Genomic DNA, 23,016 nt, shown 5'->3' on the forward strand with positions numbered 1-23,016 from the left:
CGGCGGGTCGGGGCGTCGGGGCGTCGGGGGTGCTGCGGGTCGGGGGTGCCGGCCGATCGGGCTGGTGCTCAGGCGACGGCGAGGATGTCGATGACGAACACGAGGGTGTCGGTCGGCTCGATGCCGGAGCCCGGTTCGCCCTCCTCGCCGTAGCCGTCGGCGGGCGGCACGATGACGACGACCTGCGACCCTACGGTCTGGCCGATCATCGCCTCGGCGAAGCCCGTCACCACCTGGTCGGTCGAGAACGTCGCGACGGTGCCGCGGCCCCAGCTCTCGTCGAAGACCTCGCCCGTCCGCCAGTTGACGCCCTGGTACTGCACGGTGACGTTCGCCGGATCGGGGACGACCTCTCCGTCGCCCTTCTTCAGCACCTCGATGCGGAGGTCGATCGGCGGGTCGGCGTCGGGGATCGTCACCGTGGGGCGACCGTCGTCGGCCAGGGCGACGTCGGGGAAGCCCTGCTCGGCAGGCCGCGCCTCACCCGTCGCACGGGTCGGGACGATCGAGAACGTGTCGACGACGATGATCGCCGCGGGGTTCGGTGCGTCCGTGCCCGGCGAGCCGGGCTGCATGTCGGCCGCCGACGCGACGGTGACCGTGCGGGAGCCGGCCTTCGCGCACGAGAGGGCCCCCTCGATGCCGGGCACGTAGAAGTCGCCGCTGATCGTGAGCTGCTCGCCCGACCCGCCCGTGTAACCCGCCGTGCTCAGCTCGGCGCCCGACTGCGCATCGAAGACCGTGATGGCCACCCGCACCACGTCGCCGACCTCGGTGGTCGGCCCGTCGCCGGGCACGACGACGGTCTGCTGACTGCGTTCGGCCGTCACCGGCGACGGCAGCTCGACGGTCGGCTTCTCGCCGAAGACGCCGCCGACCTCGATCGAGTCGGACTCGGGGCCGGACTCGAGGCAGGTGGTGGGGGCCGCCGACGCCGAGGGCTGGTCGGTCGGCGCGGGCTCGGCATCGGTCGTGCAGCCCGCCAGCAGCAGGGCGACGACAGGCGCCGCCCAGACCGCCGCGCGCCTCGACCTCCGCCGAGCGGACGGGTGGGCCGAGGAGGCGCGGGCGGGGTCGGTCACGAGGGGCAGCCGGGGACGGGGTCGCGCCGGGTCAGGAGACGGCGAGGATGTCGATCACGAACACCAGGGTGTCGGTGGCCGTGAAGGCGGCGCCCTGGGGCACGTTGTCGCCGTAGCCGTCGGCCGGCGGGATCGAGACGATGGTCTGCGAGCCGACGGTCTGACCGACCATGCCCTCGGCGAAGCCGGTGATGACCTGACCCGTGCCGAACGTGGCGGGCTCGCCGCGCTGCCAGCTCGAGTCGAAGGTCTCGCCGGTCTGCCAGACGACGCCCTCGTACTGGACGGTGACCGTGGCGCCGTCCTCGACGACGGGGCCGTCGCCCTTCTTAAGCACCTCGACCTGCAGGTCGGTCGGCGGGTCGGTCTCGGGGACGGTCACGGTGGGCGCGCCGTCGTCGGCGAGCTCGACCGTCGGGAACCCGGGCGTCGGGTCCTGCGGCTCGCCCGTGGCGCGCAGCGGGGCCTCGGAGGTGGCCGACGCGCTGGGCGTCGCCGCGCCGCCGGCGCTGGACTCCTCACCGGCGTCGGTGCCGCCGCAGGCGGCGAGCGCGAACACGAGGGCGGGAACGGCGAGGAGGGCGAGGGGACGGCGCATGGGGATCTCTCGGTCTGAGGGCGGGGATCGGACGGTGCCGGTGACGGCGCCGCGACGACGACCATTGTGCCGCACGCTCCCGACGGGGCGCCTGGGAGCCGTTCGCGGTTGCGGGCGGGTGTGCGGGTGCGCGGCTGGGCTGCTGCGCGACTGCGCGGCTGGAGCCGCGCGGCCAGGGCTGCGCGGCTAGGGCTGCGAGGCCACCACGATGCGCGGCTCGTGGTCGACCGGGAACGCGACGGACGAGGCGATGAAGCACTTCCGGGCGGCGTCGGCGTGCAGGGCGAGGGCACGGTCGGCCATTCCCGCCTCGGCGACCGTGACCACGGGGCGGAGCGTGACCGAGGTGAACCGGCCCCCGCCGTCGGCGGTCTGGGTCATGCGACCGACGGCGGCGTCCTCGTAGGCCACGACGACGACCCCGTCGGTGGCGGCGACGTGGAGGTAGCTGAGCAGGTGGCACTGCGCGAGCGCGCCGAGCAGCATCTCCTCGGGGTTCCAGCGGTCGGCGTCGCCGTGGAACGTCCGGTCGGCGGACGCGGCGATGTCGTGCAGCTTGCCGTCGGCGCTCAGGGTGTTGTCGCGCCCGTACGACCGGTACGAGACCGTCCCGACGTCCCGGGCTCCCGTCCAGCGCAGGTCGACGGCGTAGTCGTGGTCGAGCATGGGTCCTCCTCGGTCGGTGCCGACGGTCTCGGTACACTCCCCATCATGACCGACCCGCGCCTCCTCGCCCCATCGTCGTCCACCCGCAGACCCCTCACGGTCGACGGCAGCGTCGAGCTGGCCGTCCTGACGCGATCGGGTCTCGACGAGAGTCGTCACCTCGGGGCGGGCATCGTGGTCGACGCCGCGGGATCGGTGCTGAGGGAGGTCGGCGACGTCGGTGCGTCGATCTACCCGCGTTCGTGCCTCAAGCCGCTGCAGGCCCTGACCGTCATGCGGTCCGGCGTGGCCCTCGCCGGCCCCCAGGCCGTCCTCTCCACCGCGAGCCACGCGGGCACGGCCGAGCACCTCGCCGTGGTCGCCGAGCTGCTCGCACGCTCGGGCAGCTCGGAGGACGACCTGCTCTGCCCGCCCGACTGGCCGGGCGACCGCGCGAGCGCACGCCGTGCCGACGGGGCACGGCGGATGGCCATGAATTGCTCGGGCAAGCACGCGGCGTTCCTGCTGGCCTGCGCCGAGAACGGCTGGGACCCGACCACCTACACCGATCTGGACCACCCGCTGCAGCGCGCGACACGCGAGACCGTCTCGGAGTTCACCGGCGAGGTCGTCGACCACGCCGGCGTCGACGGCTGCGGCGCACCCGTGTTCGCGACCACGATCGCCGGGCTCGCGCGTGCCGTGGCGGTCGTGGCCGGCTCGGCGGGGGTCGCGACCGGCACCGGGTCGACGCCCTCCGACGCGGATCCCGACGCGCGCCTCCTGGTCGAGGCCGTGCTCGCCGATGCCTGGGCCCTCGACGGACCGGGCCGGGCGAACACCGTGGCCATCGACGAGCTCGGGCTCTTCGCGAAGCTCGGAGCGGAGGGCGTCCTGGTGATGGGCACCCTCGACGGCATCGGCACGGCCGTGAAGATCCTCGACGGCAATCTGCGAGCCGCGACGATGGTGGCGCTGCATCTGCTCGTCGGCCAGGGCGCCGTCGATGCGGACGCCGCCGGATCCGTCGTGGAGGCGACGAGCGAGCGCGTGCTCGGCGCCGGCCGCGACGTCGGTCGCATCCGCCTCTCGGACGCACTCGTCGGCGGACGGGCCTGAGGGTCAGCACGAGCCCGCTCCCGGCCACCCGTCGACGGGGTCGCGGATCGACACGAGGTCGAGATCGACCGCCACCCGGCAGGGTCGGCCGTCGCGCCTGACGACCTGCGCCCTGGCATCGGCCCCGATCACGACGAGCACGTCGACCCGTCCGACGTCGGCGCTCGTCCGACCATGACGCACCTCGAGCGAGGCCGCTCCCAGTCGGCGGGCCTGCAGGAGATACCCCTGGGCCGCCGCCCGCGCCAGGACGATCGGACCGACGATCCCGACGGAGCCGCGCGCCTCGACGCAGAGCGGACCGTCGGCGAGGGTGGCCGCCTCGTCGACGAGTCGTCGGATGTCGGCCAGAGCCGCCGGATCGTCGGCCGACCCGACGCGTCGAACCGGGACTCGCGGTTCGGGCGGCGTCGTCGTCCGCAGGGAGCTCTCGACGGCGCCCCGGCCCAGGACGAGGTACGGCGTCGCCCCGGAGGCGCGGGTCGCCCCGGCACCGGAGGTCGCGTCGATCACGTCACGACCGGCCCGAGCCACGGCGGCGCTGCCGGGGAACCTCTGATGCAGTTCGGCCAGCTCGAGCCTGTGCAGCTCGCGGATCGTCCGCTCGACGGAGGCGATCGCCACCTCGAAGCGGCGCCGCCCGTGTCGGATCCGAGCCGGGGCGCCGACGAGTTCGACGACCGACCAGACGCCGACGACCGCTGCGACGACGGCGACGGCCGATGCGGCGACCGCGGTCACCGGCACCGAGCCGCTCACGCCGACGACGATCGAGGCGACGATCGCGACGCCCGCCGCGTGCACCGGCGGACGCCTGGCCCGGGGCCGCGGTGGCGCGGCGGGGAGCACGATCGTCCGTCGAGGAGGCGGGGGTTCGGCGAGGCTCACACCTCACGAGACCACGCGGCCCCGCCTCCGCGGGCGCTGTCGGAGAGCGCTTGTGGAGAACCGCGGGGTCGGCGCCGCCGGGGAGGGGTCGGCGCCGGGGAGGGGTCAGCCGACGACGAAGAACTGCTCGCCGATGTCGACGCGACTCCCCCGGCTCACCCGCACCCGGGTGCCGGGCTCCAGCCTGCGGGCGGGTTCGCCGTGCGGACGGACGATGGTGCCGTTGCCCGACCAGCGGTCGCTGAGCCAGAGGTGCCCGTCGTCCTGACCGAATTCGAGGTGCGTCTTCGAGACCGACCGGCCCGGATCGACGATGCGCACGAGCTGATCGAAGGACTCCCCGGGCTGCGGGGTGGGAGCCCGCCCGACGAGCCCCGAACCGTCGACGGTGAAGCTCTCGCCGGTGCTGAACTGCAGCACGAAGGGCGATCCGGTCGGTCCGCGACGGACCAGGCGGGTCTCGTCGACGTCCTCGTCGTCGGCCGCTGTCGGCGCGGCGGGCCGTCGGGGACCCCAGGCGGGTTCGGGTACCGGCGGCAGATGCTGCGTGGACGGACGCTCGTGGTCCGTCTCCGGCTCGGACTGCTGCTGCTCCGCCTCGAACCGCTGCTGCGGCTCCGACCGCTGCTCCGGCTGGTCGGCCCGGGACGGGCCGTCGACCAGGGCGGACCGCATCTCAGGGGCGACGACGACCTCGGCGGGGCGATCGTCGCCGTCGAGCGGGCTCCGTCGCGAGAGCGGGACGATCGGCCCCGTGAACGACAACGCGACGGAGGCCACCACGGCGCCGCAGACGCCGCAGAAGATGTCGTCCTCGTGGATCTCGGCGCCGCATTCCGTGCAGCGCTCCGCAGCGGAAGCGGTGCCCGGCTCCACGAGGGGGACGGGGGCGGCGCCGGAGTCCCGCGGGCTGAGGGTGGAATCGGCGATCGGCTCGACACGGACGGTGTCCCCCGGCCCGGGGACGACGTCGTCCGTCACCGGGCGGTCGTCGGTGGAATGCGCACCGGTGGAACCGAGGCCGGGGGCGCTCGCGACGGGCGAGCCGGCGTCGACGGACCGGGCGTCAGCCGGGTCGGCGGCGGCCGGGGTGTCGTCCGCGGCATCAGCGGCGGTCATGCCGGTCGGATGGGCTTCGGACGGGGCGTCGTCGGACGCGACGTCCGCGACGTCGCCGGTCGTTCCGCTCCTGCCGGCATCGGCGGACACGGGGGCGGACTCCGGCGCCGCTCCCCCGATCTCCGTCGCTTCGATCTCCGGCGCGTCCGCGGGGTCGCTCGTGGCGGAGTCCGCGTCGGCCGACTCCCCAGGCGACGAGGCCACGGCGCCACCGGTGCCTCCTCCGTCGACGACCGGGACATCCGTCCGAGAGGACACCGGGGTCAACGACGCCGTCCAGAGCGGGGCCGTCTGCGGACGTGAGGCGTCGTCGCCACGAGGCGACGGCTCGCGAAGAGGCGCCGGCCGGGGCGTCACCGGAGCGGCACCGCCGCCGACGGCGCTCGGACCGCCTGCCTGTCGCGACTCCTCCGACGCTGTCGCGGCGGCGGCGTCCTCCGCGGCCGCTGCGGCACTCGCCGCCGCATGCTCCGCCTCACGGTCGGCGGACGCCTCCGGAGAGCCGTCGCGCCAGACCGGCACCGGGTCCGACGCCGAGGGAGCGAGGTCGTCGGAGACCGACGGGGCCTCGTCGAGGGCATCCGCCGTCGTGTCGTGGACCCACCAGGGACGATCCGTAGCGGCCGGACGCGCAGGCGACTGCAGCCGCCAGGCAGGAGGGCGGGAGTCCGCCGGGTCGGCGACAGGAGGCCCGGCGGGACCCGAGGTGTCGACACCGGAGAGCGTACGGCCGCACTCGCCGCAGATCATCGCGCCGACGGGCAACGGACTGGCACAGGTGGGGCACTGCATGCGGAAGAGACCTCTAGCTAGCGTTCGGGACGTTTCCGGCCATGGTATCCGCGGAGTGAACGAGACGAGACCGCTGCCACCACCCGCCGCCATCTCGTCGCCCGGGCGTCGAAGGCCCTCCTCATCTCGATGACGGCGACCCAGACGCGATCGGCGTCCTCCGCCGCCGGTTCGGCCGGAGCGAAGGTCGCACGATCGGCGACCCGTGCGAGCACGGTCGGACGCGAGCCCCCGACGATCTCAGCCGCCTCGCTCCGGGTGGCCGAGGCGGGGATCTCGACTCCGTGATCGAGAGCGGCGTCGTGGAACTCACGCCACCCGCCGGCGATCCGGACCGCGGGGTCCGGATGCCGACGACGAAGACGACGCCGACGTGCCTTGGCCGCGACGATCGCGAGGAACGGCGAGGCGAGCAGTCCCAGGACGAGAGCGACGACGCCGACGATGGGGACGACCAGCCGGACGATAGCCAGCCAGGCCGGTGGCGCCTCCGGCGTCTCCTGGTCGGATTGCGGTGGGGCCTGCTCGTCGCGCAGCTGCGGTTCCCGGAGGGGCGGCTGCACCACCGACTCCGGGCGCTGCAGTCGGTTCGGATCGAGGACCCGCTCGTCGGGGATCGGGCGATCGAGGGGGACGGGATCGAGCGCGACCCAGCCGTGTTCCCGCGTGTCGACCTCGATCCACGCGGTGACATCGGCTCCTGTCACGGACACCGAGCCGTCGGTCGCCTCACCGACGTCGGGCGCGAATCCCATCACGACGCGCGCGGGGAACCCCAGCTCGCCGGCCATCAGAGCGGCCGCGGCCGAGTACTGCTCGGCGTCGCCGATCATGACCGGGTCGGTGAAGAGCTGCGCCAGACGCTCGGAGCCGTGACCCGAACGGCTCGGCGGCTCGTCGTCGGAGACGCCGTGCGAGATGTATCCGTCGTCACGGAGTGCCGACAGAGCGGCCTGAAGCCGGGCACCCGGGCCGTCGACGCCTCGGACGTCGGCGGCGAGCGCGTCGGTCAGCTCGTCCGGGACGGCGACGGGCTCCGGCACACTCGCCGAGCCGGGCGTCAGGTCGGCCAGCCGGTCGACGTCCGGCCCCGTCGGCAGCACCGCGTCGAGGCGGTAGGTGTCTCCGGCGTCGAGTCCGCCGTCGACGACGGCCGCCCCGCTGACGTCGTTGTAGAAGAGTCCGGTCGGCCGCGTCGCGGCGTCGTCGCCGCCGAACTCGATCGATTCGAGACGACCGACCGTCGGCAGCCAGACCCCCCGGTACGAGCCGACCTCGACGGAGAGCTCGACCCGCCGGCCTTCGACACCAGACTGGTCCACCGTCGAGGGGATCCGATCGAACGATCCGGACTCGCTCGACACCTCGGAGCTGCCGACCGTGTACGCGACGCCGTCGTAGGTGTCGAGCGTCGCGAGACGGAGCAGCTGCCCGGCACCGAGGCCGCGGACGGTCAGGAGGGTCTGGTCGACGGCGGGCTGCTGCTCGTAGACCCGCAGACGGGTCAGGGGGCTGACGAGACTCCGCGGATCGAAGGGCGGGTCGACGACCGTCCGGGCGACCGTCCGGGGCGACGAGGGCGGCGCGGCGACGACGACCGCCGAGGCGACCACGCCGGCGACGAGCAGCGTGACGACCGAGCCGGCGACGGCGCGCACGGCGACGGTCCGATGACCCGACGCGCGGACCGCCTCCGCGCCTCCTGCGAGCGCTGCCAGAGCGACCCGACGTCTGTGGAGGCGCCACCATAGGGACCACCCCACGCACGAGGCCAGGAGGGCGAGCCCGGTGCCGAGGGGAAGCCAGGCGTCTCTCGGTCCGAGCACGATGCCGACCAGATAGACGACGATCGGGGCGACGACGGCGAGCTCGCCCCGCCGCGACCGGAGGGCGACGCTCAGCCCGATCACGGTCGCGAGCAGGACGAGCACGAAGGCGGGGACGAGGAGGGCCTCGTAGCTGCCGACCGGCAGTCCGATCGTCACGAGCCGCTTCCACCCCAACGCCGTGCCGCCGACGAGGTCGACGAGACCGGCCACCGTGGGGACGACGCCCCAGACCGTCTGGGACGGCACGGCCAGGGGCACGCCGAGCAGCAGGAAGACGACGACCGTCGCGATCAGGACGAGGAGGCTGGACGCGCGCAGCACGGCTCCGCCGACCGCGACGGCTGTTCCGACCGCGATGGTCACCACGACGAGCACGACGAATGCGGAGCTCTGGTACACCGGCCACAGAGTGGACGTCGCGACGAGCATCGACAGGGCGTGGAGCCCGGCGACGGCGGCGACGAAGGAGGCGCGGGGCCGTCGTGGCGCTGCTCCCGCCCGTCGTCCGGCTGCCGGTCCGCGGCCCGCCGGGTCGACGCTCACGAGGCCGCCGCCCTGGCCAGGGACTGCCGCAGGTCGTCGAGGTAGCCGATCGTCAGCACCGTGAGATCCGCCAGCCGCCGCACCCCCGGGACCGCCTCCGCATCGCAGACGATCGCCACGACCTCGACGCCCAGCGGGAACCGCACGGCGGCGGACCGCAGTGCGGCGAGCGTCGTCGTCGACCCCACGACCAGGAAGGCGACGGAGACGCCGGTCGCCTGACCGCCCGCCGCCCGGGCGACGTCGGCGATCGTCGGAGCCGACTCGGACGCCTCGACGACGGCGAGACCGTCGAGCAGCCGGCCCCGGGTGACCGTGTCGAGCGTCCGCACGGCGACGGCGCGGCGTCGGGCGGAGTCTGGCGTGCGCTCGCCGACGACGACGCTGAGGTCGCGCGCGTCGCGGATGGCCCGGACGCCGAGGGACCCCGCGGCGCTGACCGCGAGCTCGAACTCCTCGGGGTCGGCGAAGTCGTCGAGGGCGAGGCTCAAGGCGATGACGAGGTGCGACCGGCGGCTCTGCTCGAACTGGCGGACCATGAACGTGCCGGTCTTCGCCGTCGACCGCCAGTGGATGTGACGACGCTCGTCGCCGGGCTGGTACTCGCGGATCGCGTGGAACGAGAGGTCGTCGGGCGCGAGATCGCGGGTGGGGCTGCCCTCGAGGTCGCGGACGAACCCCGTGCTGGTGCTCGGGATGCCGACGGTGGTCGGGTGCACGAAGACCTCGGCGGCGTCGGTCCACTCGATCTCGCGACGCACGAGCCCGACGGCGTCGCCCCGCACCGTGCGCGCCGGACCGACCCGGACGAGACCGCGGCGCGACGTCGGGACGCTGAACGGCTCGTGGACGGACCCGCCGGCGCGGAGCCCGGGGAGGTGCAACTCGACGAGTCCGTCGGCCACCGGAATCTCGACGGTCGCTCCGACGACGCGACGCCGCGTGGGGTTCGCCACCCGCAGCTCGCCCGTCAGCGGCTGGCCCACGGACACACGGTCGTCGGGGAGCACGACCGCGACCTCGAAGGCGGTGCGGCCGAGGAGCGAGAGGGCCGCGAGGACGAGCATGACGAGGGCGGCCACGGCGATGGCGAGCAGTTCGGTCCACCCGAGGGCGTAGCCGGCGACGAGACCGAGCGGGACGACGCAGAGCACGGACCAGCCGAGCGGGGTCACGAGCGTCGACACGGCGCGTCCGGCCCCCGACAGGGCGCGGCGGACGGCCTGGGCCGCCTCGGCCGCCGCGCGCACGGCATCGGCGCCGGGACCGACGCGTCCGCCCACGATGCGCGTGCGTGCCTCGGTGACGCCGGCGGTCGCCCCGGGGAGTCGATGGTCGACGCCCGCGTCGCCTCGCCCGCGACGGCTCGTTCGGGTCGGGGTGGCGCTCACACGGTGTTCCGCTCGGCCGGCGGGGGCGTCTCGAGGAGCAGCTGGCCGATCACGCTCGACGGGGTGACGCCGTCGAACTCGGCCTCGGGGTCGAGGACGATGCGGTGCGCGAGGACGGGTTCGGCGAGGGCCTTGACGTCGTCCGGCACGACGTAGTGGCGCCCCTGGGACGCCGCGTAGGTCTTGGCGCAGCGCACCAGGGCGAGTGCGCCGCGGACGCTGACCCCGAGCCGGACCTCGTCGGCCGCCCGGGTCGCCTCGACCAGCCGGGCGACGTAGTCGTTGATGCTCGGCTCGACATGCACGGTGCGGGCCAGGAGCGCCATCTCGGTGACGACGTCGGCCCGGACGACGGGTGGGATCGACCCCTCGTGGACCCGGGTCGCCGATCCCGCGAGGATCCGCACCGTCGCCGCGTGATCCGGGTACCCGATGGAGGTCTTCATGACGAAGCGGTCCAGCTGCGCTTCGGGGAGCCGGTACGTTCCCGCCTGCTCGATGGGGTTCTGCGTCGCGATGACCATGAAGGGGCGCCCGACGTCGTGACTGACGCCGTCGACGGTGACCCGCCCCTCCTCCATGACCTCGAGCAGGGCCGCCTGCGTCTTCGGGCTCGCCCGGTTGATCTCGTCGGCCAGCACCACGTTCGCGAAGATCGGACCCCGATGGAACTCGAACTCCCTGCGCCCCTGGTCGTAGACGCTGACCCCGGTGATGTCACCCGGCAGCAGATCGGGCGTGAACTGGACCCGGCTGCTCGTGCCCTGCACGCTCTGCGCGATCGCGCGGGCGAGGGACGTCTTGCCCGTTCCGGGGAAGTCCTCGAGGAGGAGGTGCCCCTCGCTCAGCATCGCCGTGAACGACAGCCTGACCACGAACGACTTGCCGAGCAGCACCTGGTCGACGCCGGCCACCAGGCGACCGAAGACGTCGGAGAACCAGGCGGCCTGCTCGGGGGTCATGCTCATGCGATCGTTCGCTCTCTCGTCAGGGGGTGGGGTCGGTCGGGTCGGTCGACGCGGGCCCGGGCGCGGGATCGCAGAGCGCGGTCGCCGACTCGGGGTCGGTGTGACCGTCGACGGTCGCCTTGACCGACACGGAGGTCGCGCCGTCCGGGACCACGCTGCTGTAACCGTAGGCGATCCCCTCGGGGTCGCTCGAGACTCCCCCGGGGAAGCCCGGCCCGGCGAACGTCACGACGACGGACGTCACGGGCGTGCCGACGTTGCGGGGCTCCGACGCTCCCAGGGGCGCGCCGACCGTGCAGGAGGACACGACGGCCCTCGTGTCGACCGGGGTCGCGCTCGTCGCGGCCGAGGCGGGACCGCACTCGTCGCGGGTCTGACCCGTGCGGCAGGCCTGCAGGGTGACGCTGAGGGGCACGCCGTTCCCGTTGTCGTCGGTGATGAAGCCGTCGGCGGGCACGGGACGCCACTCGCCGGAACCGAGCCGGTACCGGTAGGAGTCGACGGCTCCCGGTGCGGACAGCCCCTGGACGCGCGCCTTGAACAGACCCCCCGGGCCGCGGTACTCGACGGCCACCGATCCCTCGGCACGACCCGGCGGCGTCACGCTCTCCGCAGTCGCGCCGGCGCTCGAGCAGAAGATCCCGTTCGACGCGACGACCGTGTAGACGTAGGTCGCGTCCCGGTCGGGCGACTCGCTGTAGGTGGTCGACGAGAGGCCCTGCGCCACTCGGGTGCCGGTCGCCGAGCACCCGGTGACCGTCGTCGCGGACGTCGACCGATAGACGTCGAAGCGGGGAGCCGACCCTCCGGCCGCGCCCGGCACGGTCCAGGAGATCGACACCTGGTTCGTCGTGGCGCCGGCCCGGACGGCGAAGGCGCCGGGGACGCCGACGGCGGCGGCCCGCACCGCGCTGCTCCGCGACCAGTCGGACGCGTCGGCGACCTGCGCCCTGTTGGTCGCGAAGACCCGTACGTCGTAGCGGGCTCCCGGCACGAGGCCGGGGATGGACGCCGACGTCGAGGTCGTCGACTGCGGGCCCGGCGCCCCGTCGCCCGTGATCTCGACCGTGTAGCCCGTCACGGCGGTCCCTCCGGCCGGTCGCGGCACGGCGGCCCATCGGACGTCGAGGACCCCGGGCGCCGTCGTCGACGGCGACACCTGCACGTCACCGGGAGCCGCGGGTACGAAGTCGGCACGGTACGGGTCGCTCGAGGCGCTGGGCTCCGAGGCGCCCACGGCGTTGGCGGCGACGACGGAGAACCGGAAGGTCTGCTCGGGATCGAGGTCGGTGAGGGTGCAGACCGTCGACACGCCGCAGTCCCTCGTGTAGACCGAGCCGGCCGATCCGATGCCCGTGAGACGGAAGCCGGTCAGAGGGGAGTTGTTCGACGCCGGCGCAGCGTACGAGAGCGTCAGCCGGCCGCCCGAGGAGTCCCCGACACGGACGGGTGCCACCGGGGTGTCGGGGACGTCCTGGACGGAGACCGTGACATTGCCCCAGACGGCACGCGAGGGATCACCGGTCGCGTCCACCACCTGGTACTGGATGTTGGCGTCGATCGGCGAGGCCGTCGCGGCGACGCGCACCGCCAACGTCCGCCCGTCGTCGCTCGGCGTCACGGCGACGCCGGCCGGCAGCGAGGCGCCGCCCAGACCGCGGATCCCGCCGACGCGCAGGGGCTGCCCAGGGAAGGGGTTCCGGCTCTCGTCGTTCGCGAGCACGTCGACCGTGGCGGCCCCGCCACGAGCCACCACGACCGAGTCGGCGGCCGGGGCGACCAGCGGCCGGGTCGAGCCGACGACGGACAGCCGCACCGCGCCTCCTCGCCCGACGGCCGCGGAGTCGGAGACCGATACGGGCAGGGTGCGCGTGGTGCCCTCGACCGTCGACGCGGCGGCGGTGACCGTCAGCTCTCGTCCCGTGAGATCGAAGGAGAACCCCGGGCCGGATGCCCGTCCCAGCTCGTACCGGAGCTCGCCGACGTCGTCGGGGTACGGGTACGTCGTCACCCTCGAGAGGTCGATCGAACGCGACTCCCCCGGTTCGAGGTCGAGGGACGTCCCGGTGAACACCGGCGGCTGGTTGTCGCGCGGCGTGACCGTGATCGGCAGCACGAGGGTCGCCGTCCGACCCTCGGGGTCGTCGGCCGAGCGGCCGTCCGTGACCTCGAAGGAGACGGAGGCGACCCCGAAGAACAGATCGGCGGAGGTGAAGCTCAGGGTCGTGTCGTCGACCACGAGGTCGTCGCCGTTCGCGTGCGTCGCCCGGACGGACCCCGCGTCAGTCAGCCGGACGCCCCGGTCTCCGGCCGCGATGACGTGGTCCTCGAGATCGATCCGGAGGGTGCTCTCGCTCACGACGGAGAGCGAGGGGGCGGAGCGGTCGAGCTGAGGCAGGGCGTCGTCGAAGCCGGGGACCCGCACGAAGGCGAGCGATCTGACATCGGGGTCGGCTGGGTGCGACACCCAGAACGGGACGATCTGACTCGCGTCGGTCACCGTGATCCGGAGGCGCCTGGCATCCGTCACCTCGGCTGTGCCGTCGTAACCGGTCTCGACGCCGAGGCCCAGCTGCGAGGTCGGGACGTCGGCGGAGAAGACGTTCGCGAGGACGTCGACGTCGACCGACACCCGGCCGCGGATGTCGCGCAGGTCGAGCACGGTGTCGTCGGCGAGCGGGGGGTTCGGCGGAGCGTCGGGATCGACGGTCACGGTGACGAAGCTCGAGCTCGACCCCCCGCGCGCGTTCTCGACCTCGTACACCACGCCGTAGCTGCCGGGCGTCGAGGGCGGCGTGACCGTGACGAGCTCGTCGTCCACCACCACGGCATCGACCGTCTCATCACTCGACTCGACGCCCGTGACCGAGAGGTCTCCGCCGTCGGGATCGGAGTCGTTGTCGAGCACCCGGACGGTGATCGAACCGCCCGGTCGCATCGTGACGTCGTCCTCCACCGCGACGGGGGCCCGGGAGCCGTCCGCCCTGGCCGACACTCCGACGCGCACCACGCCGGTGGCTCGCGCCCCGAGACCGTCCACCACCGAGTACTCGAAGGTGTCGGTGCCCGCCGCGTACGGGCCCGCCTCGTAGTCGAGACGATCGGGGCCGGACATCGACACGGCCCCCTTGTCGGGGTTGCTGCCGATCCCGACGAGCTGCACGCTGTCTCCGTCGGCGTCGATGCCGTCGAGCGGGACGGTGATGCGGACCGTCTCGCCCGCGACGACGCGTGCGGTGACGGTCTCCGGCACGGGCGGCGCGTTGGTCGCCGCATCGGACTCCCGGACCGTGATGGTGACCTGGGCGTCGGCGGTCTGGCCGTCCTCGCCGACCGCCGTGTAGACGGCCGTCACGATGCCCGGCGTCTCGGGGGCCAGGTAGCGCAGTCGGTCACCCGAGGCGAACAGCAGACCGCCACCCTCCGGCACCGGGCGACGGAGGTCGTGCCCGAGCGAGACCTCGTCTCCGTTCGGCTGCTCGTCGTTCGCGAGGACGTCGATGTCGATGACGTCTCCCGCACGGACAGTCGCCTGATCGTCGGTGGCGACCGGCGGCTGGGTCTGCGAGCGGCGGGGGATCTCCACGACGGTGATGCTCCCCACCGCGGAGGCGAGCCCGTTCGTCACGGTGTACGACAGCTCGACGGGACCGTCGTCGAGGGGTCTGGTCAGCGTCACCCGGACGTAGCGCTGGTCGATCGTCTCGACTCGGAGCCCGGTCGACTCGGGCGCCTGCGAGACCGAGGTCACGAGGAGGACGTTCCCGGCGGGATCACGATCGGTCCCGGCCGCATCGACGGTCTCGCTGCTGAGCGTCTCGACGAACACCGTCTTGGGCGTCGTCACGGGTGCGCTGTTGACGTCGGGCGGCGAGAGCACCTCCACGCGGATGGTCCCGCTCGCGGTCTGGTCGCCGTCGGTGACCGTGTACTCCAGGTTGTGGGTCCGGACCTCGTCGCTCGTGAAGAGCAGCGTCCCCGCGTCGTAGCTCGGAGCGATCTCCGCGCCCTCCTGTGCCGGGACGCTGTTCAGCGAGACCGGGCCCGTGCCTCCCTCGGCGTAGGCCAGGGGCCTGATCGTCGTCTGCCGACCCGCGTAGGCCTGGACCGAGAAGGAGTCGGTCGTCAGCGGGGTGTCCCCCGCCGCCGCGACGGTGATGCGCAGCACGCCGTTGGCCTCGGCGCGCCCGTCGGACACCGTGAGCGCGACGTCCGTGGTCGTCGCCCCGGCGCCGCTGTCCTGGTAGACGACGTCGCCGTCCGGTGCGGACGAGACACCGCCCTCGCCTGAGGCGGACGTCAAATAGAAGGCATCGCCGTCGGGGTCCACCCAGTCGCCCAGCACCGGCGTGGTGACCCGACCCGACGACGCGACCACCGCCTCCGACGATCGACGCTGTTCGGGCGGACCGTTCTCGTCGGGCGACCGGACCGTCACGGTGACCGTCGCCGTGTCCCGTCCGCCCCTCCCGTCCGAGATCGTGTAGTCGAAGACGAGCACACCGCTCGCGGCGTCGTCGAGAGTGAGGAGCAGATGCTGCCTGTCGTCGACGATGTCGACCCGTCCGGCCGCGTCGTCGACGCCCTCGACCGTGTCGATCGACAGCGGATCGCCGTTCGGGTCGTAGTCGTCGAGCAGCACGGGGAGGCTCGTGGCGCGACCGGCGCGGGCTCCGAAGTCGTCGTCGGCGGCGACCGGCGCCTTCTGGTCGGGGTCGAGCTCGAGCGTGTCGTCGCCGACGTCATCCTCGTCGTCCTGTCGCATCTCGTCGCGATCGAGCAGGTCGTCCCAGTTGTCGATGAGTCGGCCGCCCGACTGCACCGCCCAGCTGCGACCGGTGACCGGATCGTTCAAGACGACCCGGCGTCCGTTCACGTCGTAGACGAGACCCGCGTCGGCGGGCACCCCCTCGAGTGCGGTGAGACCGCCGCGTGACGACGAGCAGTCGCTCCACTCCGTCCCGTCCGACCAGGCTGCCCGGAGACATCCGTCGACGACCACCGGTCGTGCCGGCGTCCCGTCTCGACCCGAGACGAGCTCGTCGACGCGGTCGGCGGCGAACGGCACGGACGAGAGACCGCTCGACGTGGCGACGACGAACGCGTCGTCGGCGGCGCCGCCGGTCTGCAGGGCGGAGACTCCATCTCCGCCGCCCGGCACCTCCACCGTGCGTCCGTCGACGGTCAGCTCGCCCGACACCGTGTCGAGCAGCGCCCAGTGGGAGCCGGCGGCCGCCACCTGATAAGGCCCCTCGCCGGTCGTCTCGACGGCCTGCGTCGACGTCACGTCGAGCCCCTGGCCGGAGTCGACCAGAGAGACCATCCCGCTCTCGGCCGAGAACACGACGATCCCTCCCTCGGGTGAGGTGCCGGCCACCAGGTCGCCCCCGAGGCTCAAGTCGGCGGCGGCGTCGCTCGTGAACGAGTCGAGCTCGGCCGCCGGCGCCGACCAGACCTCGCCCGTGCCCCCCGACAGGACGACAGCGCGATCGCCGACGAGCAGCACCTCGGGGCTCTCGGGCGGCAGCGGCACGCTGACATCCGCCGTGGCGGTCGCGGGGTCCACGATCCCCGCCGTCGCGCTCGTACGGTCGACGAGCACGACGGCGGTCGGAGTCTGCACGACCGAGAGATCCGAACCCTGACTCCGGACGGCGGAGTTCAGCTCCCCCACGTCGGGGTTGGCGCGGCCGATCGCCGTCCGCGAGCCGTTCGCCACCCAGACGGTGCCGTCGTCCAGGTCGAGGCGCTGCTGCTCGTACCCCGGCCCGACGAGGGCCACGCCCGCCACGAGTCCCACGATGACGAGCCCGCTGACACCCGTGGCCACCGCCGATCGATGCGATCGCATCCAGGCGCCGAGACGACTCATCCGCCCTCCCCCGACGCGCACGTCTCCGCGCTCGGCTGGCCCGTGCGGCCGGCGCGATTGACGCTCACCGTCACGCAGACCTCGGAACGGTCGGCCGCGTCGCCGACGACGAAGCTCGCGCCCGCCTGCTGGCTGGTGTCGGCCCTCCCGGCGGTGTCGGTCTCGATGACGTACAGGTCGCCGGCCCGCAGGCCCGGATCGTCCCAGCGGAAGGTCACGGTCTCGCCGTCCCGTTCCGCCTCGACGTCGACCACCCGCGGGATACTGTCCGGGTCGGATCGCACCAGCACCAGCGTGGCGGCCGCCCCCAGAGCGATGACGCCGACCGCGACGGCCACCAGCAGCCCCACCATCGCGCCCCTCGTCCTGCTGCGCCCCTCGCGGCCCGTCCTCGTCGCGACCCCTCGGGAGACGGCGCGGTCCCCGACCGTGTCGCCACCGTGGACAGCCCGGGCCTGAGCCTCGGTCACGCGCCGTCGTCGGCGGCGACGACTCGCCGACACCGCCGGGGCGGCCCCCCGGAGGCGCGTCCGGTCTTCGAGGTCCGCCACGGTGGCGAGCGCCCAGTCGTCGACGGCGACCTCGATCGGGGTCTGCGCGACGCCGATCTCGCTCTCGATCCGCTGCAGCTCTCGGATCAGCTCGAGCACGCTCGACGGCCTCTGCTGGGGGCGTCTCGACATCGCCGTCGCGAGGACGCGCTCGAGGCTCGCCGGCACGTCCGTCCGACCGGTGGGCGCGAGGCGGGCCTTGTCGATCCGCGCGATCAGATCGGACGCGGTGTTCTTCTCCCCGCCGAGGATCTCGAAGGGGCTGCGTCCGGCCAGGAGCGAGTAGACGGTCGCCCCGAGCGACCAGACCTCGGACTCGATGGTGCCGCCCGTCTCGTCCAGGAGGACCTCGGGTGCCGACCAGGGGATGGACATGCCGACGACGTCGTTCGGCTCGCTCTCGCCGAGCGACGCGGCGATGCCGAAGTCGGACAGGACGGGATGCCCGTAGGCGGTGGTCAGGATGTTGGACGGTTTGAGGTCGCGATGCAGCACACCCTGTCGATGCGCGGTCTCGACGGCGCTGCCGATCTTGACGCCGATGCGGAGGACGTCCGCCACCGGGATGCGGTCTTTTCGGTAGCGATCGCTGAGTGAGGAGGAGCAGAGCTCCATCACGAGGTAGGGCCGACCGTCGGCGGACACGCTCGCCTGATGGACGGTGAGGATCGACGGATGCGCGCTGAGCTGCGCCATGAGGTTGGCCTCGGCCTGGAACATCTGACGCACGCGGTCGTCGACGACCGCGCTGAGCATGACCTTCACCGCGACCTGACGACGCGGCATGTTCTGCTCGTACAGGAACACGTCGGCGAAGCCGCCCGAGCCGAGCACCCGCACCGGCGTGAAACCGGGCAGCACAGGGGGCTGGGACGGCAGTCGTCGCGCCACGTCGGCCTCCTCGAAGGTCGGTCGTTCGGTCAGGTGGGCCGACGTCGGGTCGGCGCGATCGATTGTAGGTGTCGCCACCGGGCCTCTCGCCACGAGCGGCGACTCCGTGGGGTGCCGCGCCCTCCCCCACTTCTGGGGAGGGATCGATGAACCTCGACGCGGTGGACCGCGACCCGGGTCACTCGTCGGTCGCGCCGACGGCCTCGCTCGCGGCACGGACGTCGATGACCACCGCTGTGACGTTGTCGCGCCCACCGGCCTCGACGGCGGCATCGACGAGTGCGCCGGCCGCCGCGAGCGAATCGCTCACGTCGACCAGGATCTCCTCGATGCGCTGACCGGACAGCTCCTTCGTCAACCCGTCCGAGCAGGCGAGGAGGCGCAGGCCGGGTCGGGCGGGCACCCGCCAGTAGTCCGGCTCCTGGTCGGTGTCGAACCCGACGGCGCGGGTGATGACGTTGCTGTCGGGGTGGCCCTCGGCGTCCTCCGCCTTGAGCAGACCGGCGTTCACCATCTCCTGGACCACGGAGTGGTCGACGGTGACCTGGTGGAGCCGCCCCTCGTGCAGGAGGTACACGCGCGAGTCGCCGACGTTGAAGACGGTGAACTCGAAGCCCTCGTCGCCGTGCGTCAGCACGGCGCCCGTCGCGGTCGTCCCGACGCCGAGCTCGGTCTCCTCCGCCGCGACAGCGATGTCCGCCGTCGCACGGCGCAGCGCCTCCTCGACGTCGTCGGTCGAGGCCGTCGCGCCCTCGGACACCTCGAGCATGCGGCGCACGACGGCGTCGCTCGCCACGTCGCCGGCGCTGTGCCCGCCCATGCCGTCCGCGACGACGAAGAACGGCGACTCCGCGAGAAGACTGTCTTCGTTGTGGGCCCGCCTGCGCCCCACGTCGGTCGCACCGGCCCAGTCGAGGACGACCGAGTCGTCGCCGACTGTCACGGTGTGGGCGGTCGTCGGGCGGCCGAGCTCTGTCACGTGTGGGGTTCTTCCTGAGCGGTTGATCTGAGAGGGGCGACGATCTCGAGGGAGTTCCCGTCGCCTAGGTCAACTATCGTGCCTGGAACCGCCACGGTCGACTCGCCTTGCCGAAGTCTCACCGGAAGCCGCGCCGGCGACCTCACGGTCGTGCCGTTGGTCGACCGCAGATCGGTGACCACCACCACGTCGCCGTCCTGCCGGAACTCCACGTGACTGCCCGACACCTCGTGCGTCGGAGACGGGACGGACACCAGCCGGGGTGCGGCTCCGCGCACCACCCGGGGAGCCGTGGGGCGGCGGCCCACGATCACGGGTCCGTCCAGCCGGAAGACGCTGTCCCCGATCACGACGCCCGACAGGCGGCGTGGCGCCGGCGCCCGCGTCTCGGCACCGACCGCCGCGGACCCTCGACGGTCGGTGCGTCGGAGCACCGTGTCGTCGAGCCGGGACAGCACGGTGTCGTCGAGGCGCTCGCCCCGATCGGGATCGTCGGATCGCACGCGGTCGTCCTTCCGTCGGGAAGCCGAGGAGGCGCGGGTCGCCTCGTCAGACACGCTAGCGCCGGTCGCGCCCCGGGTCGTCTCCTCCACCGACGCCGATCGACGCGATCCGTCCACACCCCCCGCCCGCATCCCGCCCCGCGAGCTCGTGCGCCTCCTACGGTGACGCCATGCCTGACCTCGTCCTCGTGCCTCCGCTCCCACCGGACGACGACCGCGTGGAGGACGACGTCGGCTTCGTCCGACTGGACAGCCCCATCGGCCGCATCGAGATCGTCACCCGGCACTTCGCCGTCGAACGCGTCGTCGTCGCCGGAACGGGGCCGCTCCCCCACGATCATCTCGACGAACGACCGGACGCTCTGCTGCATGCTGCCCGACGTCAGCTCGGCGACTACTTCACCGGTCACCGTCGGCGGTTCGATCTGCCGTTGCGGATGACCGGCACGATGTTCCAGCGCTCGATATGGTCGGCGCTGACGGACGTCACGTGGGGCGAGACGACGACCTACGGCCGCCTGGGCGGTGTGATCGGCAGCCCGCAGGCCGGTCGCGCCGTCGGCGGGGCCGTCGCGGCGAATCCCCTGCCCCTGCTGATCCCCTGCCATCGCGTCCTCGGGCGCACCGGCGGCGTCACGGGATACACGGTGGGGAGCGGAGTCGAGACGAAGCAGTGGCTGCTCCGTCATGAGGGGATCGTCTATCGGGAGGGCCCGGTGCCGGTCACCTGAACGGACTCCCGCTCGAGCAGCGTCTCGGCGACGAGCAGGGTCTCGTGGCCGGGTTCGACGACGATCTCGTTATCTTGGCACCAGTCGAAGAAGTCGACGGCGGTCTCGAGCGTCGGTCGATCGGCGAGGAGCGCCGCCATGAGAAGCCCCTTCGACTTCTTGTTGAAGTGGTTCAGCGCCCGCCGACGACCGCCTGCGTCGGAGACGACCCGGATGTAGGTGGATCGGTCGCCCGCGGGCCCGAGCCCGACGTACCCCTCGGAGCGAAGGTCGACGACGAATTCGCCGGCGTCGTCGAGCACCTCCGAGACGGGTCGGCGCCAGGTCGATCGGAGCGACGCACCGGGCAGTCGGGAGTCGTGCGACAGCCGGTACGCGGGGATGAGATCGGTGGCACGCACCGGTCCGAAGAGCGCCGAGTGCACGAGGATGTGGCGGTGGGCCCATTGCCAGGCGGCCGGAGACAGGCGCGCGGCATCGAGAGGGTCGAACAGCACACCCGTGTATCGGCTCAGTGCGCGCATGGTCGGAGAGGTCTCGATCTCGCGATCGCGGACGACTTCGTGAAGCTGCCGGGGGCCGAGTTTGAGAGCGGAGAGGGCCGCGACGTCGTCGGATGCCAACAGCGACAGGCGCCCGATCACGTCACGACGCACGCCGGTCAGGCCGGGGTAGGCGAGGCCGTCGAGTTCGAGCCTGGACGCACTGCTGCCCCCGTCGAGTTTTGTCTCGGACGGGGGCAGCAGGAACAGCACGGTGTAGCGGAGGACGAACGGGTCAGACGAGCTGCGCGTTGCGCGCGACGACGGTGACCGTGTCGTTCTCGACGGACAGGAACCCGTCGTCGGCGGTGGCCTCGACGGTCGTGCCGTCGGACAACCGGACGCGCACCTGACCCGTGGCCAGGATGGCGAGGATGGGCTCGTGACCCGGGAGGATCCCGATCTCACCCTCGGCGGTGCGAGCGACGATCGACGACGCCTCGCCCGACCACACTTCGTGGTCGGCCGAGACGACGCTCACTGAGAGAGCAGCCACGATCAGCCGTTCTCCTTCTGGATCTGAGCCCACTTCTCTTCGACGTCGGAGATCGAGCCGACGTTGAAGAACGCCTGGGTCGCCACGTGGTCGAACTCGCCGTCGGCGATCGCCGTGAACGACTCGATGGTCTCTTTCAGAGGCACGGTGGAGCCTTCGACACCCGTGAACTTCTTCGCCATGTACGTGTTCTGCGAGAGGAACTGCTGGATGCGACGGGCGCGCGAGACGGTGATCTTGTCCTCTTCGGAGAGCTCGTCGACACCGAGGATCGCGATGATCTCCTGGAGCTCCTTGTTCTTCTGGAGGATCGCCTTCACGCGGATGGCCGTGTTGTAGTGCGCATCGCCCAGGTAGCGGGGGTCGAGGATGCGGCTGGTCGAGGTCAGCGGGTCGATCGCGGGGTACAGACCCTGCGATGCGATCTCACGGGAGAGCTCGGTCGTGGCGTCGAGGTGCGCGAAGGTCGTCGCCGGGGCCGGGTCGGTGTAGTCGTCCGCAGGCACGTAGATGGCCTGCAGCGACGTGATCGAGTGTCCACGGGTCGAGGTGATGCGCTCCTGGAGGACGCCCATCTCGTCGGCGAGGTTCGGCTGGTAGCCCACGGCGGAGGGCATGCGACCGAGGAGGGTCGACACCTCGGAGCCGGCCTGCGTGAAGCGGAAGATGTTGTCGATGAAGAGCAGGACGTCCTGCTTCTGCACGTCGCGGAAGTACTCCGCCATCGTCAGCGCCGACAGGGCGACACGGAGGCGCGTTCCCGGCGGCTCGTCCATCTGGCCGAAGACGAGGGCCGTCTTGTCGAAGACACCCGCTTCTTCCATCTCGGCGATGAGGTCGTTGCCCTCGCGGGTCCGCTCACCGACACCGGCGAACACGGAGACTCCACCGTGGTCCTGTGCGACGCGCTGGATCATCTCCTGGATGAGGACGGTCTTGCCGACGCCGGCCCCACCGAAGAGGCCGATCTTCCCACCCTGGACGTACGGGGTCAGGAGGTCGATGGACTTGATGCCGGTCTCGAAGAGCTGCGTCTTCGACTCGAGCTGGTCGAAGGCCGGGGGCTTGCGGTGGATCGGCCAGCGCTCCGTGATCTCGATCTGCTCGTCGCCCTCGAGGTTCAGGATGTCGCCCGTGACGCTGAAGACCTTGCCCTTGGTGACGTCGCCGACGGGAACGGAGATGGGGCCGCCCGTGTCGGTGACGTCCTGGCCACGGACGAGACCGTCGGTGGGCTTCAGCGCGATGGCGCGGACGAGGTCGTCACCGAGGTGCTGCGCGACCTCGAGCGTCAGCTCGCTGGTCGTGTCGCCGATGGTGATCGTGGTCTTGAGCGCGTTGTAGACGCCCGGGATGGCGTCGTGCGGGAACTCGATGTCGACGACGGGGCCCGTGACCCGGGCGATTCGCCCGACGCCGGGAGCCGACTCGGTCGCGACCGGCGCGGTTGCGGTGTCAGTCATGGCTTCTCTCTCTT

General features: G+C 72.5%; 17 protein-coding genes. 2 read left to right on the top strand and 15 right to left on the bottom strand.

Annotated features, from left to right (window positions below):
- Positions 1 to 68: 68 nt before the first annotated feature.
- From SOM13_RS12920 to SOM13_RS12930, 3 genes are all read right to left on the bottom strand, one after another.
- The gene (locus SOM13_RS12920) at positions 69 to 1,082 is read right to left on the bottom strand and encodes an FKBP-type peptidyl-prolyl cis-trans isomerase (RefSeq protein WP_320479947.1); all 1,014 of its coding nucleotides are present in this window, start codon (positions 1,080 to 1,082) and stop codon (positions 69 to 71) included.
- Positions 1,083 to 1,113: 31 nt separating this feature from the next.
- Positions 1,114 to 1,680 carry an FKBP-type peptidyl-prolyl cis-trans isomerase gene (locus SOM13_RS12925; RefSeq protein WP_192058080.1) on the bottom strand — a complete coding sequence of 189 codons (567 nt, stop codon included), beginning with the start codon at positions 1,678 to 1,680 and terminating at the stop codon, positions 1,114 to 1,116.
- Positions 1,681 to 1,866: 186 nt separating this feature from the next.
- Positions 1,867 to 2,346: an OsmC family protein gene (locus SOM13_RS12930; RefSeq protein WP_192058082.1), complete on the bottom strand. Its 480-nt coding sequence runs from the start codon at positions 2,344 to 2,346 to the stop codon at positions 1,867 to 1,869.
- A gap of 45 nt (positions 2,347 to 2,391) precedes the next feature.
- On the opposite strand from SOM13_RS12930, the gene SOM13_RS12935 reads away from it, so the two are divergent.
- Positions 2,392 to 3,444: an asparaginase gene (locus tag SOM13_RS12935; protein ID WP_192058084.1), complete on the top strand. Its 1,053-nt coding sequence runs from the start codon at positions 2,392 to 2,394 to the stop codon at positions 3,442 to 3,444.
- 3 nt (positions 3,445 to 3,447) lie between these two features.
- Here SOM13_RS12935 and SOM13_RS12940 read toward each other — a convergent pair whose 3' ends face one another.
- The 9 genes from SOM13_RS12940 to SOM13_RS12980 form a co-directional block, all read right to left on the bottom strand.
- The gene (locus SOM13_RS12940; RefSeq protein WP_320479948.1) at positions 3,448 to 4,248 is read right to left on the bottom strand and encodes a hypothetical protein; all 801 of its coding nucleotides are present in this window, start codon (positions 4,246 to 4,248) and stop codon (positions 3,448 to 3,450) included.
- A 189-nt stretch (positions 4,249 to 4,437) separates the two neighbouring features.
- Positions 4,438 to 5,655: an FHA domain-containing protein gene (locus SOM13_RS12945; RefSeq protein WP_320479949.1), complete on the bottom strand. Its 1,218-nt coding sequence runs from the start codon at positions 5,653 to 5,655 to the stop codon at positions 4,438 to 4,440.
- A 605-nt stretch (positions 5,656 to 6,260) separates the two neighbouring features.
- Entirely contained in the window at positions 6,261 to 8,615 is a 2,355-nt protein-coding gene (locus SOM13_RS12950; RefSeq protein ID WP_320479950.1) for a DUF3488 and transglutaminase-like domain-containing protein, read from the bottom strand.
- Positions 8,612 to 10,006 (bottom strand): DUF58 domain-containing protein, encoded by a 1,395-nt coding sequence (locus SOM13_RS12955; RefSeq protein WP_320479951.1) that lies wholly within the window; start codon positions 10,004 to 10,006, stop codon positions 8,612 to 8,614. Before SOM13_RS12955 ends, SOM13_RS12950 begins: the two co-directional genes overlap by 4 nt.
- A complete protein-coding gene (locus tag SOM13_RS12960; RefSeq protein ID WP_192058093.1) occupies positions 10,003 to 10,974 on the bottom strand; it encodes an AAA family ATPase in 972 nt (323 codons plus the stop codon). The genes SOM13_RS12955 and SOM13_RS12960 overlap by 4 nt, the downstream gene beginning before the upstream one ends.
- 19 nt (positions 10,975 to 10,993) lie before the next feature.
- A complete protein-coding gene (locus tag SOM13_RS12965) occupies positions 10,994 to 16,846 on the bottom strand; it encodes an Ig-like domain-containing protein (protein WP_320479952.1) in 5,853 nt (1,950 codons plus the stop codon).
- A complete protein-coding gene (locus SOM13_RS12970) occupies positions 16,843 to 18,366 on the bottom strand; it encodes a serine/threonine-protein kinase (protein ID WP_320479953.1) in 1,524 nt (507 codons plus the stop codon). Before SOM13_RS12970 ends, SOM13_RS12965 begins: the two co-directional genes overlap by 4 nt.
- A gap of 100 nt (positions 18,367 to 18,466) precedes the next feature.
- Positions 18,467 to 19,267: a PP2C family protein-serine/threonine phosphatase gene (locus tag SOM13_RS12975; RefSeq protein ID WP_192058099.1), complete on the bottom strand. Its 801-nt coding sequence runs from the start codon at positions 19,265 to 19,267 to the stop codon at positions 18,467 to 18,469.
- On the bottom strand, positions 19,264 to 19,770 hold the full coding sequence (locus SOM13_RS12980) for an FHA domain-containing protein (RefSeq protein WP_320478310.1): 507 nt from the start codon (positions 19,768 to 19,770) through the stop codon (positions 19,264 to 19,266). The genes SOM13_RS12975 and SOM13_RS12980 overlap by 4 nt, the downstream gene beginning before the upstream one ends.
- Before the next feature lie 170 nt (positions 19,771 to 19,940).
- On the opposite strand from SOM13_RS12980, the gene SOM13_RS12985 reads away from it, so the two are divergent.
- Positions 19,941 to 20,501, top strand: coding sequence for a methylated-DNA--[protein]-cysteine S-methyltransferase (locus SOM13_RS12985; RefSeq protein ID WP_192058103.1), 561 nt, complete (start codon positions 19,941 to 19,943; stop codon positions 20,499 to 20,501).
- Here the strand turns inward: SOM13_RS12985 and SOM13_RS12990 are convergent.
- The 3 genes from SOM13_RS12990 to atpD are packed head-to-tail and all read right to left on the bottom strand — an operon-like array spanning position 20,471 to position 23,002.
- Positions 20,471 to 21,256: a YaaA family protein gene (locus SOM13_RS12990; RefSeq protein WP_243215129.1), complete on the bottom strand. Its 786-nt coding sequence runs from the start codon at positions 21,254 to 21,256 to the stop codon at positions 20,471 to 20,473. The two genes, SOM13_RS12985 and SOM13_RS12990, sit on opposite strands and share 31 nt — an antisense overlap.
- A 22-nt stretch (positions 21,257 to 21,278) precedes the next feature.
- Complete coding sequence (locus SOM13_RS12995; protein WP_192058106.1) at positions 21,279 to 21,539, bottom strand: F0F1 ATP synthase subunit epsilon; 261 nt, start codon at positions 21,537 to 21,539, stop codon at positions 21,279 to 21,281.
- A gap of 2 nt (positions 21,540 to 21,541) precedes the next feature.
- The gene (gene atpD, locus SOM13_RS13000) at positions 21,542 to 23,002 is read right to left on the bottom strand and encodes a F0F1 ATP synthase subunit beta (RefSeq protein ID WP_192058108.1); all 1,461 of its coding nucleotides are present in this window, start codon (positions 23,000 to 23,002) and stop codon (positions 21,542 to 21,544) included.
- Positions 23,003 to 23,016: the final 14 nt, after the last annotated feature.

It is taken from the genome of Frigoribacterium sp. CFBP9030, from assembly GCF_034045195.1.
Classification (GTDB): domain Bacteria; phylum Actinomycetota; class Actinomycetes; order Actinomycetales; family Microbacteriaceae; genus Frigoribacterium.